Genomic DNA, 15,422 nt, shown 5'->3' with positions numbered 1-15,422 from the left:
CACGATGACGGCGACACAGGCGGCGACGCCGAACACCACGCGCGGCGCACTGGACGGCCTGAAGGTCGTCGACCTGAGCCGCGTGCTGGGCGGCCCGTACTGCACGCAGGCGCTCGCCGACCACGGCGCGACGGTGATCAAGATCGAGCCGCCCGACGGCGACGAGACGCGCGGCTGGGGGCCGCCGTTCCTCGGCGACACGGCCTGGTACTTCATGGGCGTGAACCGCAACAAGGAGGGGCTCGCGCTCGACCTGTCGCACGACGAAGGGCGCGCGATCCTGTGGCGCCTGCTCGAAGACGCCGACGTGCTCGTCGAGAACTTCAAGCCCGGGACGCTCGCGCGCTGGGGGATGGATTACGCACGCGACCTGCAGCCGCGCTTCCCGCGGCTGATCCATTGCGCGGTGACGGGCTTCGGCGACGACGGCCCGCTCGGCGGCCTGCCGGGCTACGACGCGGTGATCCAGGCGATGGCCGGGCTGATGAGCGTGAACGGCGAGCGCGACGGCGCCGCGACACGCATCGGCTTGCCGATCGTCGACATGGTCACGGGGCTGAACGCGCTCGCCGGCATCCTGCTGGCGCTCGCGGAGCGCGAAAAGAGCGGGCGCGGCCAGTCGATCGACGTGGCGCTGTACGACTGCGGCGTGTCGCTGCTGCATCCGCACCTGCCGAATTTCTTCGGGTCGGGCCGCGTGCCGGAACGCAGCGGCAACGCGCATCCGAACATCGCACCGTACGACAGCTACCGCACGGCGACCGTGCCGATTTTCCTCGCGGTGGGCAACGACCGGCAGTTCGCGCGGCTCGTCGCGCATCTCGGGGCGCCGGCGCTCGCCAGCGACCCGCGCTTCGTCGATAACCGCAGCCGCTGCGCGCACCGGCCGCAGTTGAAGGTCGAACTGGAAGCGCGGCTCGCCGCGCACGCGTGCGAGCCGCTCGCGCGCGACCTGATGGCGGCCGGCGTGCCATGCGGGCCGGTGCGCACGGTGGCCGACGTCGCGCGCGATCCCCATGCGCTGCACCGCGAGCTGTTCGTCGAGATCGGCGCGTATCGCGGCACTGCGTCGCCGGTGAAGCTGTCGCGCACGCCGGCCACCTACCGGTCGGCGCCACCCGCGCTCGGCCGCGACACGCGCGCGGTGCTCGACCGTCTCGGCATCGATCGCGCGCTCCAGCAGCAACTGCTCCATGCCGGCGTGCTGAAGGTCGCGCCGGACGAGACGTGACGGGCGAGGGCCCCTGCAGATGAGAGTCGTCCCGAACCGACCGATCGCAACATCGACGGCAACCCCGGGGCAACGCAACGTAGCGCAATCCCGCCAGCCGGCGGCGCAACGCCGGCCGCCCGGCAACGCGCGCGACAGTCGCGCAGCCGAACAAACATGGAGACATCGATGAGCCGTCCGCAATCCCCGCCCGCCGCACAGCCGCGGCCCGGCCGCGCCGCCCTCGCGGCGTTCGTCGGCACCACGATCGAGTGGTACGACTTCTACATCTACGGCACGGCCGCCGCGCTCGTGTTCGGCAAGGTGTTCTTTTCGAGCACGATGGACCCCGGCGTCGCGACGCTGCTCGCGTTCGTCACGTTCTGGGCCGGCTTTGCCGCGCGGCCGCTCGGCGGGATCGTGTTCGGCCATCTCGGCGATCGCGTCGGCCGCAAGACCGCGCTCGTGATCACGCTGGTGATGATGGGGCTCGCGACGACCGGCATCGGCCTGCTGCCCGGCTATGCGTCGATCGGCGTATGGGCGCCCGCGGGCCTCGTCGTGCTGCGCGTGCTGCAGGGCATCGCGGTCGGCGGCGAGTGGGGCGGCGCGGTGCTGATCGCGAGCGAGAATGCGCCGAAGCATCGCAGCATCCTGTATGCGGCGTTCGCGCAGCAGGGCTCGCCCACCGGCAACCTGCTGGCCACGGCCGCGTTCTTCGCGCTGAGCGCGCTGCCGACGCCGTCGTTCCTGATGTGGGGCTGGCGCATTCCGTTCCTGCTGTCGGCGGTGCTCGTGATCATCGGGATGGTGATCCGGCTGCGGCTCGAGGAGTCGATCGACATGCAGCGCGTGCTCGCGCGCAAGCGCACGGTGAAGCTGCCGCTGCGCGACGTCGTGCGCGACCACTGGGTCGTCGTGCTGCTCGCGGCCGGCACGCTGCCGGTGATCAACGTCACGTATTTCCGCAGCACGTTCGCGCTGTCGTGGGCGACCAGGGAGCTCGGTTACGCGCAGGGCACGTTCCTCGGCATCCTGTCGATCTCGCTCGTCGTGCAATTCCTCATGCAGCCGGTCGGCGCGTGGTTCGTGTCGAAAGTCGACATGCGGCGCGCGATGTGCTGGATCCTGATTCCCGAGATCGTGCTGATGCCGGTGATGTTCCATGCGCTCGCGACGCGTTCGTACTGGGTCGCCGTCGCGGGCATGTGCATTTCGACGATTCCGTCGGCGATGTTCTACGGCGCGGTCGGCGGCGTGCTCGCGCGCGTGTTCCCGGCCAACATCCGCTATACGGGCCTGTCGCTTGCGTATCAGTTGAGCGCGCTGGTCGTCGGCGGCGGCACGCCGGTGCTCGCGCAGGCGATCCTCAACGCGACCGGCAGCATCGTCGGCGTCGCGGTCGCGTCGGGGCTCTATGCGCTCGTGTCGCTCGCGTGCATGCTGGCGCTGCTCGATCGCACCGGGTATCGCGCCGACGAACTGTCGAGCGCCGAGCGCAGCGATGCGGCCGAGTGGGGGACCGAGAGTACGGGGGCGGGAAGCCTCGCAGGCGAAGCCGCGCAACCCGACGATCGCGGCACGTTGAAGCCGGCAGGTTGAGCGGGGCAGGCCGGTGCGAGGTGGCGATTCGGCGATTCCGCGGCATCGGGCGCCCGGCGGGCCGCGCGTCGCGTTGCCTTCGCTGGCGCCGGACCACGCATTCCCAAAAGCAAACGGCACCGTGCGATACACGGTGCCGTTTGCCTGGACATCGGCTTCACGTCGCGACGCCGCCGGTACGGCGCGGCCGTCGCGAGTCGCGTTGCTTTAGCCTTCCGTCGGCGGCACGTAGCCGGACGCCTGGTCCGCGCCGTCGCCGAAGAAGTACTTCTCCGTCTGCTTCATCAGGTACTGGCGTGCGCGCGGGTCGGCCATGTTCAGGCGGTTTTCGTTGATCAGCATCGTCTGCTGCTTGAGCCAGCCTTGCCACGCTTCCTTCGAGACGCTCTCGTAAATGCGCTTGCCGAGTTCGCCCGGCAGCGGCGGGAAATCGAGGCCTTCGGCTTCCTTGCCGAGCTTCGCGCATTGGATCATTCGAGCCATCGTGTACTTCTCCTGTAATCGGTCTGGGGGGAAGGGCAGTCGTGCCTGCGCTCAGAGCTGCTTCATCAGCACGAGCGACTTGCGCTGCCAGTTATAGAGTTTGCGGCGGTCTTCCGGCAGGTCATCGACGCTGACCTTGACGAAACCGCGCTTGAGGAACCAGTGCTCGGTGCGCGTCGTGAGCACGAAGATGTGCGTGAGGCCGCGCGCGCGGGCGCGCTGCTCGATGCGCTTGAGCAGACGTTCGCCGTCGCCCGAGCCTTGCGCTTCCGGCGCGACCGTCAGGCACGCCATCTCGCCGATCTTCTCCTGCTGGTACGGGTACAGCGCCGCGCAGCCGAACAGCACGCCATCGTGCTCGATCACCGAGAAGTGGTCGATGTCGCGTTCGATCTGGTGGCGGCCGCGCCGCACCAGCGTGCCGTCCGACTCGAGCGGCTCGATCAGCGACAGGATGCCGCCGACGTCGTCCGGCGTCGCCTCGCGCAGGCTCTCGAGGTTCTCGTACGAGATCATCGTGCCGACGCCGTCGTGCAGGAACAGTTCGAGCAGCATGCTGCCGTCGAGCGATTGCGGGATCAGGTGCGCGCGGGTCACGCCGCCGCGGCATGCACGGATCGAATGCTTGAGGAAGAATGCGTCGTCGCCCTGGATGTTGCCGGAATCGAGCAGCTCGGCCGCCGCGTCGAGCGACATTTCACGCACCAGCTCGCCTTCGTCGCCGACGATGCCGGGCCCTTCGGTCAGGAAGATGATCTTGTCGGCGCGCAGCGCGATCGCGGCCGCCGACGCGACGTCTTCCATCGACAGGTTGAACGCCTCGCCGGTCGGCGAGAAACCGAGCGGCGACAGCAGCACGAGCTTGCGGCTCGCGAGCGAATGACGGATCGATTCGGCGTCGATCTTGCGCACGATGCCCGTGTGCGCGAAATCGACCCCGTCGAGAATCCCCACCGGCCGCGCGGTCACGAAGTTGCCCGACACGACGCTGATGTGCGCGTGCGCCATCGGCGAGTTCGGCAGACCCTGGCTGATCGCGGCCTCGATGTCGAGGCGCACTTCGCCGGCCGCTTCCTTCGCCGATTCGAGCGCGCGCGCATCGGTGATGCGCAGCCCGTGCGAAAACTCGGATTCGACACCGTGCAGGCTCAACTGCTCCTCGACCTGCGGGCGGGAGCCGTGCACCAGCACGATCTGAATGCCCATCGCCTGCAGCAGCGCGATGTCGGACACGAGCGCATTCAGCAGCCCCTGCTGCACCACCTCGCCGCCGAACCCCACGACGAACGTGCTGTTGCGGAACTTGTGGATATAGGGCGCGACGGAGCGCATCCAGTCGACGAACTGCGCGTGGCTGGCGGCCGAATCGTCGGCGGCCGGCGGCGTCGCGGCGCCGGTCTGGGCGGGAGGGAGGTCGGTTTGGGAATTCATGGGCGGGATTATAATGCGCCCCCATGTCGAATGTTTCTAAAAGTCCCGCGCCGACGCGGGCCAATACGCCGTCGGCGAAGCACCCGGATGGTGCGGCCGATGCGCGCGAGCAGCAGGGCCAGCCGCCGCGCCAGCAGCAGGACAAGCCGGCGGGCAAGCCTGCACCCGCGCCGCGCGGGCCGCGCCATGACGAACGGCGCGGCGACGCGCGCCAGCCGGCCGCGAAGGGCGCGCCGCAGGCAACCGGCGAGCGCGCCCCGCGCCGCGAGCGTGCGGCGCGCGCGGCAGTCCCGCCGAACCCCGTCCCGCCGATCACCTACCCCGAAAGCCTGCCCGTGTCGGGCAAGCGCGACGAAATCGCGCGCGCGATCGCCGGTCATCAGGTCGTCATCGTCTGCGGCGAAACCGGCTCGGGCAAGACCACGCAGTTGCCGAAGATCTGTCTCGATCTCGGCCGCGGCCTCGGCGCCGGCGGCACCGGCCTGATCGGCCATACGCAGCCGCGGCGCCTGGCCGCGTCGTCGACCGGCCGCCGCATCGCCGAGGAACTCGGCACGCCGTTCGGCGAGGTGGTCGGCTACAAGGTGCGCTTCACCGACAATCTCGCGCCGGGCGCGTCCGTGAAGCTGATGACGGACGGCATCCTGCTCGCCGAGACGCAGACCGATCCGCTGCTGAAAGCGTACGACACGCTGATCATCGACGAGGCGCACGAGCGCAGCCTGAACATCGACTTCCTGCTCGGCTATCTGAAGGAGATCCTGCCCCGGCGGCCGGACCTGAAGCTGATCGTCACGTCCGCGACGATCGACGCCGATCGCTTCGCGCGCCATTTCGGCACCGACGAACGTCCGGCGCCCGTGATCGAGGTGAGCGGGCGGCTGTACCCGGTCGAGATGCGCTACCGGCCGGTGGCCGAGGATCGCCCGGCCGTCAAGAACGCCGAAGGCACGGGCGGCCGCGACCGCGTGAAGACCGCACGCGAAGCCGAACGCGACCTGATGGACGCGATCGTCGACGCGGTCGACGAGCTGTGCCGCGAAGGCCCCGGCGACGTGCTGGTGTTCCTGCCCGGCGAGCGCGAGATTCGCGAGGCGGCCGAGGCGCTGCGCAAGCACCATCCGCCGCACACCGAGATCCTGCCGCTGTTCGCGCGGCTGTCGGCGGCCGACCAGGACAAGGTGTTCAAGGCGTCGAACGCGCGCCGGATCGTGCTCGCGACCAACGTGGCCGAAACCTCGCTGACGGTGCCGGGCATCCGCTACGTGGTCGATACCGGCCTTGCACGCGTGAAGCGCTATTCGTACCGGAACAAGGTCGAGCAGTTGCAGGTCGAGTCGATCTCGCAGGCCGCCGCGAACCAGCGCGCGGGCCGCTGCGGCCGCGTGGCCGACGGCGTGTGCATCCGCTTGTACGAGGAAAGCGACTATCAGGCGCGTGCGCGCTTCACCGATCCGGAAATCCTGCGCTCGTCGCTCGCGTCGGTGATCCTGCGGATGAAGTCGCTGCACCTGACCGCGATCGAATCGTTCCCGTTCCTCGAACCGCCGCCCGGCCGCGCGATCGCGGACGGTTATCAGTTGCTCAACGAGCTCGGCGCGGTCGACGACGACAACGCGCTGACGCCGCTCGGCCGCGAGCTCGCGCGGCTGCCGCTCGACCCGCGCGTCGGCCGGATGATTCTCGCCGCGCGCGACCAGCAGTCGTTGCGCGAGGTGCTGATCATCGCGAGCGCGCTGTCCGTGCAGGACCCGCGCGACCGCCCGATCGAAGCGCAGGAGCAGGCCGACCAGGCGCATCGCCGGTTCGCGGACGAGCGCTCCGAATTCCTGCAGTGGCTGAAGATCTGGGCGTGGTTCGAAGAGGCCGTCGCGCACAAGAAGTCGAATCGCCAGCTGATCGACGCGTGCCGGCAGAACTTCCTGTCGCACCTGCGGCTGCGCGAGTGGCGCGACGTCCATTCGCAGCTGCTGACGGTGGTGCGCGAGCACGGCTGGCGGCTCAACGAAGCCGAAGCCACGTACGAGCAGATTCATCTGGCCCTGTTGACGGGCCTGCTCGGCAACCTCGGGATGAAGGCCGACGACGATCCGCATTACCTCGGCGCGCGCGGCATCAAGTTCTACCTGTGGCCAGGCTCCGCGCTCGCGAAGAAGGCCGGCCGCTGGGTGATGGCGGCCGAGCTCGTCGAGACGAGCCGGCTGTACGCGCGCTGCCTCGCGAAGATCGAGCCGGAGTGGGTCGAGAAGATCGGCGCGCACCTGCTGAAGAAATCGCTGTCGGAGCCGCACTGGGAGAAGCGTCCGGCGCAGGTCAGCGCGTTCGAGCGCGCGACGCTGTACGGGCTGCCGATCTACCACCGGCGGCGCGTCGCGTTCGGCAAGCAGGACCCGGCGCGCGCACGCGAGCTGTTCATCCGCGGCGCGCTGGTCGAAGGCGAATTCGACACGAAGCTGCCGTTCTTCGCGCACAACCGCAAGCTGCTCGCCGACATCGAGCAGCTCGAGCACAAGTCGCGCCGCCAGGACGTGCTGGTCGACGACGAGCTGATCTACGCGTACTACGACCACGCGATCCCGGAAGGCATCCATACGGGCGTCGCGTTCGAGCGCTGGTATCGCGACGAGGTGAAGAAGGGCGGCCAGCCCGACGACAAGCAGCGGCTGCTGTACCTGTCGCGCGACGACCTGATGCGTCACGAGGCGGCCGGCGTGACGACCGACCTGTTCCCGAAGCGCGCGACGATGGCCGGCGTCGAGATGGCGCTTACGTACCACTTCGAACCCGGCACGCCGCGCGACGGCGTGACGCTCGCGGTGCCGCTCTACGCGCTGAACCAGGTCGACGCGCGCCGCTGCGAGTGGCTGGTGCCCGGGATGCTGAAGGAGAAGGTGCAGTTGCTGCTGAAGTCGCTGCCGCAGAAGCTGCGCCGGCACTGCGTGCCGCTGCCCGAGTACGCGGCCGGTTTCGTCGAGCGGATGGGGCGCGAGCGCTTCGGCGCGGGCGGCCTCGTCGAGGCGCTGATCGCCGACGTGCGCGGCGAGACGCAGGTCGCGATGAAAACGGCCGACTTCAAGCTCGAGACGTTGCCCGCGCACCTGTTCATGAATTTCAAGGTGATCGACGAGCACGGCCGCCAGCTCGCGATGGGGCGCAATCTCGCGCAGCTTCGCCAGGAGCTGGGCGCGCAGGCGCAACAGCAGTTCCAGAAGATCGCGGCGGCGTCGACGATCGCGACCGGCGGCGACGCGGGCGCGGGCGACGCAGGCGACACGGCCGCGCCTGCCGCCCCGCCGGGTTCGGCGGCGCGAGGCGGCAAGCCGGGCAAGGGCGCGGCGCCGCAGACGGCCGCCCCGGCCGAAACCGGCGCGACCGCGCTGTACGAGAACCTGACGACGTGGAATTTCGGCAAGCTGCCCGAGCTGCTGGAAATCCGCCGGCGCGGCCAGACGCTGTACGGCTATCCGGCGCTCGTCGACCGCGGCACGCATTGCGACGTCGAGGTGTTCGATTCGCCGGAGGAGGCCGCGCGCATCCACCGGGCCGGCTTGCGGCGGCTGTTCGCGCTGCAGCTGAAGGAGCCGATCAAGTTCCTGGAAAAGAACCTGCCGGGCCTGCGCGAGATGGCGATGCAGTACATGTCGCTCGGCACGCAGGACGAGCTGCGCGACCAGCTGATCGACACGGCGCTCGACCGCGCATGCCTGCAGGACCCGCTGCCCGACGACGACGCGAGCTTCCACGCGCGCCGTGACGAGGGCCGCAGCCGCCTGAACCTGCTCGCGCAGGAAATCGCGCGGCTCGTCGGACAGATCCTGGCCGAATACGCGGGGCTCGTGAAGAAGCTCGCGCAGGCGAAGCCGTTCGCGCAGGCCCATGCGGACCTGCAGCAGCAACTGGCCGCGCTGGTCGGCAAGCGCTTCGTGATCGACACGCCTTACGCACAGCTTGCGCATTTCCCGCGCTACCTGAAGGGCATCGCGCTGCGGATCGACAAGCTGAAGGCCGATCCGGCGCGCGACGCGAAGCAGTCGGCCGACCTGCTGCCCCTGGCCCAGCAGTACCAGCGCGCGGTGTCGCAGCGTGGCGGCGTCGCCGATGCGCGGCTCGCGGAATTCCGCTGGCTGCTCGAGGAACTGCGGATTTCGCTGTTCGCGCAGGAACTGCGCACGCCGATGCCGGTCTCTGTCAAGCGTCTGCACAAGGTCTGGGAGTCGATGCAGCGCTAGCGCGACGTCGGTTGGCCGGGCCTGCACCGCGACGCCGGCCGCGGCGGCTCGTCCCGCCGCCGCGGCGTGCGGCGAGGTGACGCACAGGCGGCGCAAAAGCGGCGCAATACCGGCATGGGTCAACCGGAGGGGCCCGCCGAACGTTCTACAATGACCGCTGTTCCACGACGTGAGTCTTCATGCGCACTTTCCTTTCCTTCGGCCGCACGCTTGCGCTGGCCGCCGCCGTGCTGGCGCCCGCCGCACACGCGAATAACGTGATCGTCCTCAATTCGGCCGAAGCGACGCTTTCCCTGATCGACCAGCAGTCCCGCGAGGTCGTATCCACGATGCCGACCGGGAAGGAGCCGCACCATCTGATGGCGACGCCCGACAATTCGTCGCTGATCGTCGCAAATTCGGTCTCGAACAGCCTGATGTTCGTCGATCCGAAGACCGGCAAGCTGCAGCGCACGGTCGAAGGCATCGAGGATCCTTACCAGCTTGGCTTTTCGCCCGACAAGAAGTGGTTCGTGTCGACCGGGCTGCGCCTCGACCGGCTCGACATCTACAGCTACGACGGCCGCGACCTGCATCTCGTGAAGCGCTTGCCGCTCGCGGTGATGCCGAGCCACCTCGCGTTCACGAAGGACAGCAAGACCGTGCTCGTGTCGCTGCAGGTGTCCGGCGAGATCGCGGCGGTCGACCTCGCGACGCAGACGGTCAAGTGGAAGATGCCGGTCGGCAAGGTGCCGGCGGGCCTGTGGATGACGCCGGACGACAAATACCTGCTGGTCGGCATGACGGGCGCCGATTACGTCGCGGTCGTCGACTGGCGCAATCAGAAGATCGTGAAGACGATCCAGACGGGCAAGGGCGCGCACAACTTCCGCTCGCTCGCCGACGGCACGCACGTCGCGATCACGAACCGCGTCGCGAACACGATCAGCATCATCGACGAGATCACGCTCACCAAGGTCGGCGACATCACCGGCCTGCTGCCGGGCCCCGATGACATGGAGCTGTCCGCCGACAAGAAGACGCTGTGGGTGACGTTCCGTTTCGCGAAGAAGGTCGGGATCATCGATCTGGCCTCGCGCAAGCTGGTGCAGACGATCGCCGTCGGCCGCTCGCCGCACGGCATCTACTTCTACGACCGCGCGCCGTGGAAGGCGGCGAACGGCGCGTGACGGGCGGAGGCGAACGATGCTGCACCTGATCGATGCGTTCGTGTCGGACATCCAGACCTGGCTGTACGTCGACGTCGTGCAGCCGCTCCTCTTCAAGTTCAACCTGATGGACTACGACGAGGACACCTACGATGCGCTGTACTGGGTGATCGTCGGCGCGCTGCAGATGGTGCTGATGTTCGCGCTGCTGCGCCCGCTCGAGGCGCTGTTGCCGGTCGAGCGCTGGAAGAACCGCCGCGCGGTGCGGGTCGACGTGATCTACACCGCGATCTCGAAGCTCGGCATCTACACGCTGTTCTTCTTCTTCGCGCTGCAGCCGGTGTTCGACAACCTCCAGGCGTGGCTGCGCCTGCACGGCGTCGCGAACGTGAACCTCGACTATCTGTGGCCGGGCGTGACCTCGCAGCCGATCGTCGCGTTCGCGATCTACCTCGTCGTGCTCGATTTCGCCGGCTACTGGTATCACCGCTGGCAGCACAAGTTCGGCATCTGGTGGGAGCTGCACGCGGTTCATCACAGCCAGCGGCAGATGTCGCTGTGGTGCGACGACCGCAATCACTTGCTCGACGACGTGCTCCAGTCGTGCTTCTTCGCGGCGATCGCGCTGGTGATCGGCGTGACGCCGTCGCAGTTCGTCGTGCTGACCGCGGTCACGAACTTCCTGCAGAGCATCCAGCATACGAATGCGCGGCTGTCGTACGGCCGCATCGGCGAGCGCCTGCTCGTCAGCCCGATCTTCCACCGCCGCCACCATGCGGTCGGCTACGGCCACGAAGGCACCAAGTACGGCTGCAACTTCGGCGTGCTGTTCCCGTGGTGGGACATGATGTTCGGCACCGCGTCGTGGAACCGCACGGTCGAGCCGACCGGCATCCGCGAGCAGGTGGACGGCGTGTCCTACGGCGACGGCTTCTGGTCGCAGCACGGCCTCGCGTTCGTGCGGATCTTCCGGCGCCTGTTCCCCGCGAAGCGCGGCGCGGCGTCGGCCTGATCCCCATCCCGATCGGGCCTTTCTCCCGGTGAACGACTTTCCCACGCGGCCCGCCTGCGCTTTGGCGCACGCGGGCCGCGTGGTTTATGCTTTCCCCGTTTTTCTCCGTCAATCCAGATTTCATAGGCTCGCATGAACGACCTGCTGCGTTCCTTCGTCCGGGCGCTCGCCAGCGCGCTGCATCCGCGCATGCTGTGGCTCACCCTGATGCCGTTCGTCGTGTCGGCGCTGCTGTGGGGCGTCGTGCTGTGGTTCTCGTGGCAGACGCTGCTGGATCTCGCGCGCGGCGCGCTCGACGGTTTCGTGCTGACGGCCGCGCTGTATCGCGCGTTCGATGCGATCGGCATGTCGCAGCTGCATGCGGTCGTCGCGCCGTTCGTGGTCGTGTCGCTCGCGATCCCGCTGATCGTGCTGACCGTGCTGCTGCTGATCGCGACGATCTCGATGCCGGTCGTGATCAAGCACCTGTCGAACCGGCAGTTCGCGGCGCTCGAGCCGAAGCGGGGCGGCACCTTCCTCGGCAGCGTGGTCAATTCGCTCGGCGCGGCGATCGTCGGCGTCGTGCTGCTCGTCGTCACGATCCCGCTGTGGCTGATTCCGCCGTTCTTCGCGCTGCTGCCGCCGGTGATCTGGGGCTGGCTCACGTACCGCGTGATGACCTACGACGCGCTCGCGCTGCACGCGAGCCGCGACGAGCGCCGCGCGCTCGTGCGCCGGCATCGCTGGCCGCTGATCGGCATCGGCGTCGCGACCGGGCTGCTCGGCACCGTGCCGACCTTCGTGTGGGTCTCGTCGGTCTGGATGATGGTGCTGTTCCCGTTCGTCGCGGCCGCCATGATCTGGGTTTACGCTTTCATCCTCGTCTTCTCGGCGCTGTGGTTCGGGCACTACTGCCTGCGCGCGCTGGAAGACCTGCGCGCGAGTGCGCGCGCCACCGCAATCGACATGGGGCAGGCATGAGCATCGGCATCATCATCATCGGCGACGAAATCCTTTCGGGCCGCCGGCAGGACAAGCATCTGGCGAAGGTCATCGAACTGCTGGGCGCGCGCGGCCTCGCGCTCGACTGGGCCGAATACGTCGGCGACGATCCCGCGCGCATCACCGCGACGCTCGCGCGTGCGATCGCGTCGGGCGACATCGTGTTCTCGACGGGCGGGATCGGCGCGACGCCGGACGACCATACGCGCCAGTGCGCGGCCGCCGCGCTCGGCGTGCCGCTCGAGCTGCATCCGGACGCGAAGGCGTTGATTTCGGAACGGATCCGCGAAACGCACACCGATCCTGCCACGCCGGTCGACTTCGAGTCGCCGGAGAACCAGCATCGCTTCAACATGGGCGTGTTCCCGGCCGGCGCGACGATCATCCCGAACGGCTATAACCGGATTCCGGGCTTCTCGGTCGGCGATCTTCACTTCGTGCCGGGCTTCCCGGTGATGGCATGGCCGATGATCGAATGGGTGCTCGATACGAAGTACGCGCATCTGCATCACGCGACGCCGCATGCCGAGCGCTCGCTGTACGTGTTCGAGCTGCCGGAATCGACGCTGACGCCGCTGATGGAGAAGATCGAGCGCGATTTCCCGGGCGTGCGCGTGTTCAGCCTGCCGAGCGTCGGCGACGCGGAGCGCGGCGGCATCTATGCGCGCCGTCACATCGATCTCGGCGTGAAGGGCGAGCCGGAAGCGGTCGCGGCCGCGTTCGTGAAGCTGCGCGAAGGCGTGCACCTGCTCGGCGGCGACGTCGTCGAGCCCGACACGCCGCGCGCCTGAGCGGCGGCCTGCAACAACCCGGCCGCACCAAAAGCAGCGGGCCGCGCAACGCGGCCCGTCATCGGCATGTCATCGCCCGGGTCGACGATGAGGCTGTCGCAACCGGCGGGCGCGGCGCGCCGTCAGGCGCCGATCCACGGCAGTTTGCGGAAGCACCAGCCGTCGACCGTCTTGCGGTGGCCTTCGGCGTCTTTCGCGCCTTCGAAGCCTTCGAGCAGGTCGAACGCCTTCGTGAAGCCGGCCTGCGCGGACGCGACCGCCGCGAGCTTCGAGCGCGCGGCGCTGCGGCACAGGAACAGGATCGGCGTATCGGCCGGGAGGGCCGCCTTCAGTTCGTTGACGAATTCGGCGTTCGGCACGCCGCCCGGGTAGCGCGTCCATTCGACGTGCAGGTACTGGCCGTCGCCGACGAGCGGGCGGCCGATCCAGTCGAGCTCGGCGCGCGTGCGCACGTCGACGAGGCGCGCGGATGGATCGAGCTGCAGCAGTTCGAATGCCTCGACCGGCAGCAGCGCGCCGGCATAGTTGAGCGCGCCTTGTGCGCGGCGTTCGTCGGCCTTCGCGTAAAGCTGGTCCAGCGTACTCATGGCAGGGGTCTCCGTATCGGTCAAACGGCCATTCTAGCGCGACGTCGCTGCACGAACGTCCGGATGCGGCACGGGGCGCGCCGGACACACGCTCACCAAAACGGTGCAGAATGGACGGCGTGCACCAGAATGATCGCGTTGTGCGGATGTGTCCGATCGATTGCACCATATCGGTGCGACGTCGCCATCGCCGGTGCGGCGCCCGGCCCCGGAATCGCGCAGCGAAGCCCCGCTGCGGCGCGGGCCGGCGTGATTCGCGTTGGTTTTGCGATGGTTGGCACGGAAGCTGCTATATAGAATTCGGTCGAATCGGGGCGCGCTGCGCCAAAGCAAGACCCTGGTCAGCTCGATAAACGAGGCGGTTTCCCAGTCCGCCGGAATTGTTCAATCAGGAGAAGAGGTTATGAGTAAAACCGTCGCCGACGTCATGCAGCTCGTGAAGGACGAGGACGTCAAGTTTGTCGATTTCCGCTTCACGGATACGCGCGGCAAGGAACAGCACGTGTCGGTGCCGGTTTCGGCGTTTGACGAAGACAAGTTCGAAAGCGGCCATGCATTCGACGGTTCGTCGATCGCGGGCTGGAAGGGCATCGAGGCGTCGGACATGCTGCTCATGCCGGATCCGAGCGCTGCCTTCGTCGACCCGTTCTATGAAGAGTCGACCCTCGTGCTGACCTGCGACGTGGTCGAGCCGGCCGACGGCAAGGGCTACGAGCGCGATCCGCGTTCGCTCGCGAAGCGCGGCGAAGCGTACCTGAAGAGCACGGGTATCGGCGATACGGCGTACTTCGGTCCGGAACCGGAATTCTTCATTTTCGACTCGGTCCAGTGGAACACGGACATGTCGGGCTGCTTCGTGAAGATCAACTCGGAAGAAGCGCCGTGGTCGGCAGGCAAGGAATTCGAAGGCGGCAACACGGGCCACCGTCCGGGCACGAAGGGCGGCTACTTCCCGGTCGCGCCGGTCGACACGTTCCAGGACATCCGTTCGGAAATGTGCCTGCTGCTCGAACAGCTCGGCATCCCGGTCGAAGTGCACCACCACGAAGTGGCGGGCCAGGGCCAGAACGAAATCGGCACGAAGTTCTCGACGCTGGTTCAGCGCGCCGACTGGACGCAATGGTCGAAGTACATCATCCATAACGTCGCGCACTCGTACGGCAAGACGGCGACGTTCATGCCGAAGCCGGTCGTCGGCGACAACGGTTCGGGCATGCACGTTCACCAGTCGATCTGGAAGGACGGCCAGAACCTGTTCGCGGGCAACGGCTACGCCGGCCTGTCGGAACTGGCGCTGTTCTACATCGGCGGCATCATCAAGCACGCCCGTGCACTGAACGCGATCACGAACCCGACGACGAACTCGTACAAGCGTCTGGTCCCGCACTTCGAGGCACCGGTCAAGCTCGCTTACTCGGCACGCAACCGTTCGGCATCGATCCGCATTCCGCACGTGTCGAACCCGAAGGGCCGCCGTATCGAAACGCGCTTCCCGGATCCGATGGCGAACCCGTACCTGTGCTTCACGGCACTGATGATGGCCGGCCTCGACGGGATCCAGAACAAGATCCATCCCGGCGAAGCCGCGGACAAGAACCTGTACGACCTGCCGCCGGAAGAGGATGCAAAGATCCCGACCGTCTGCGCGGGCCTCGACCAGGCACTCGAAGCGCTCGACAAGGATCGCGAGTTCCTGACCCGTGGCGGCGTGTTCACGGACGGCATGATCGACGCGTACCTCGCGCTGAAGGAGCAGGAGCTGGCGAAGTTCCGCATGACGACGCACCCGATCGAGTTCGAGATGTACTACTCGCTCTAATCGGCGATGGCGCTTCGATTCAGCGCCGTCATGCCGGTTCGTTCCCGTCGCGCGGCTCGCGGCGGGAACGGCGGAGTCTGAAAGGGGACGGCGTCCGGCCGTCCCTTTTTTGTTCCGCCGATTTTCATT

11 protein-coding genes are annotated in these 15,422 nt (G+C 67.9%); 8 read left to right on the top strand and 3 right to left on the bottom strand.

Annotated features, from left to right (window positions below; genetic code table 11):
- Positions 1-4 precede the first annotated feature (4 nt).
- Together JYG37_RS13105 and JYG37_RS13100 are read left to right on the top strand one after the other, a co-directional pair.
- Entirely contained in the window at positions 5-1,231 is a 1,227-nt protein-coding gene (locus JYG37_RS13105) for a CaiB/BaiF CoA transferase family protein (protein ID WP_124557657.1), read from the top strand.
- A gap of 168 nt (positions 1,232-1,399) precedes the next feature.
- Positions 1,400-2,812, top strand: a complete 1,413-nt coding sequence (locus JYG37_RS13100) for an MFS transporter (protein WP_050013029.1) — start codon at positions 1,400-1,402, stop codon at positions 2,810-2,812.
- Positions 2,813-3,019: 207 nt separating this feature from the next.
- Here the strand turns inward: JYG37_RS13100 and JYG37_RS13095 are convergent, their stop codons facing one another.
- Together JYG37_RS13095 and argA are read right to left on the bottom strand one after the other, a co-directional pair.
- The gene (locus tag JYG37_RS13095) at positions 3,020-3,295 is read right to left on the bottom strand and encodes an oxidative damage protection protein (protein WP_006478357.1); all 276 of its coding nucleotides are present in this window, start codon (positions 3,293-3,295) and stop codon (positions 3,020-3,022) included.
- A gap of 51 nt (positions 3,296-3,346) precedes the next feature.
- Positions 3,347-4,726 carry an amino-acid N-acetyltransferase gene (argA, locus tag JYG37_RS13090; protein ID WP_050013028.1) on the bottom strand — a complete coding sequence of 460 codons (1,380 nt, stop codon included), beginning with the start codon at positions 4,724-4,726 and terminating at the stop codon, positions 3,347-3,349.
- 23 nt (positions 4,727-4,749) lie between these two features.
- Here argA and hrpA point away from each other — a divergent pair, with 23 nt between their 5' ends.
- The 5 genes from hrpA (at position 4,750) to JYG37_RS13065 (ending at position 12,887) form a co-directional block, all read left to right on the top strand.
- Complete coding sequence (gene hrpA / locus JYG37_RS13085; protein ID WP_213345462.1) at positions 4,750-8,955, top strand: ATP-dependent RNA helicase HrpA; 4,206 nt, start codon at positions 4,750-4,752, stop codon at positions 8,953-8,955.
- A gap of 179 nt (positions 8,956-9,134) precedes the next feature.
- Positions 9,135-10,124, top strand: coding sequence for a YVTN family beta-propeller repeat protein (locus JYG37_RS13080; protein WP_089488603.1), 990 nt, complete (start codon positions 9,135-9,137; stop codon positions 10,122-10,124).
- Between the two features lie 16 nt (positions 10,125-10,140).
- Positions 10,141-11,115: a sterol desaturase family protein gene (locus JYG37_RS13075; protein ID WP_124651465.1), complete on the top strand. Its 975-nt coding sequence runs from the start codon at positions 10,141-10,143 to the stop codon at positions 11,113-11,115.
- A gap of 132 nt (positions 11,116-11,247) precedes the next feature.
- The gene (locus tag JYG37_RS13070) at positions 11,248-12,075 is read left to right on the top strand and encodes an EI24 domain-containing protein (protein WP_050013024.1); all 828 of its coding nucleotides are present in this window, start codon (positions 11,248-11,250) and stop codon (positions 12,073-12,075) included.
- Positions 12,072-12,887: a competence/damage-inducible protein A gene (locus tag JYG37_RS13065; protein WP_050013023.1), complete on the top strand. Its 816-nt coding sequence runs from the start codon at positions 12,072-12,074 to the stop codon at positions 12,885-12,887. Before JYG37_RS13070 ends, JYG37_RS13065 begins: the two co-directional genes overlap by 4 nt.
- Positions 12,888-13,009: 122 nt before the next feature.
- On the opposite strand, the gene JYG37_RS13060 is transcribed toward JYG37_RS13065, so the two are convergent.
- Positions 13,010-13,474 carry a rhodanese-like domain-containing protein gene (locus JYG37_RS13060; RefSeq protein WP_050013022.1) on the bottom strand — a complete coding sequence of 155 codons (465 nt, stop codon included), beginning with the start codon at positions 13,472-13,474 and terminating at the stop codon, positions 13,010-13,012.
- A gap of 403 nt (positions 13,475-13,877) precedes the next feature.
- Here JYG37_RS13060 and glnA point away from each other — a divergent pair, with 403 nt between their 5' ends.
- Complete coding sequence (gene glnA, locus JYG37_RS13055; RefSeq protein WP_124557653.1) at positions 13,878-15,293, top strand: type I glutamate--ammonia ligase; 1,416 nt, start codon at positions 13,878-13,880, stop codon at positions 15,291-15,293.
- The last annotated feature ends 129 nt before the right edge of the window (positions 15,294-15,422 follow it).

This window comes from Burkholderia sp. LAS2, from assembly GCF_018417615.1.
In the GTDB taxonomy this organism is placed as follows: domain Bacteria; phylum Pseudomonadota; class Gammaproteobacteria; order Burkholderiales; family Burkholderiaceae; genus Burkholderia; species Burkholderia sola.
Note: the sequence above shows the minus strand (reverse complement) of the source record. Positions and strands in the feature narration are given on the sequence as shown.

Bases quoted from the DNA above. Each gene is read 5' to 3' on its own strand.
- JYG37_RS13065 (WP_050013023.1), top strand. From the start codon at position 12,072: ATGAGCATCGGCATCATCATCATCGGCGACGAAATCCTTTCGGGCCGC.
- hrpA (WP_213345462.1), top strand. From the start codon at position 4,750: ATGTCGAATGTTTCTAAAAGTCCCGCGCCGACGCGGGCCAATACGCCG.
- JYG37_RS13100 (WP_050013029.1), top strand. From the start codon at position 1,400: ATGAGCCGTCCGCAATCCCCGCCCGCCGCACAGCCGCGGCCCGGCCGC.
- JYG37_RS13105 (WP_124557657.1), top strand. From the start codon at position 5: ATGACGGCGACACAGGCGGCGACGCCGAACACCACGCGCGGCGCACTG.
- JYG37_RS13075 (WP_124651465.1), top strand. From the start codon at position 10,141: ATGCTGCACCTGATCGATGCGTTCGTGTCGGACATCCAGACCTGGCTG.
- JYG37_RS13070 (WP_050013024.1), top strand. From the start codon at position 11,248: ATGAACGACCTGCTGCGTTCCTTCGTCCGGGCGCTCGCCAGCGCGCTG.
- JYG37_RS13095 (WP_006478357.1), bottom strand. From the start codon at position 3,295: ATGGCTCGAATGATCCAATGCGCGAAGCTCGGCAAGGAAGCCGAAGGC.
- glnA (WP_124557653.1), top strand. From the start codon at position 13,878: ATGAGTAAAACCGTCGCCGACGTCATGCAGCTCGTGAAGGACGAGGAC.
- JYG37_RS13080 (WP_089488603.1), top strand. From the start codon at position 9,135: ATGCGCACTTTCCTTTCCTTCGGCCGCACGCTTGCGCTGGCCGCCGCC.
- argA (WP_050013028.1), bottom strand. From the start codon at position 4,726: ATGAATTCCCAAACCGACCTCCCTCCCGCCCAGACCGGCGCCGCGACG.
- JYG37_RS13060 (WP_050013022.1), bottom strand. From the start codon at position 13,474: ATGAGTACGCTGGACCAGCTTTACGCGAAGGCCGACGAACGCCGCGCA.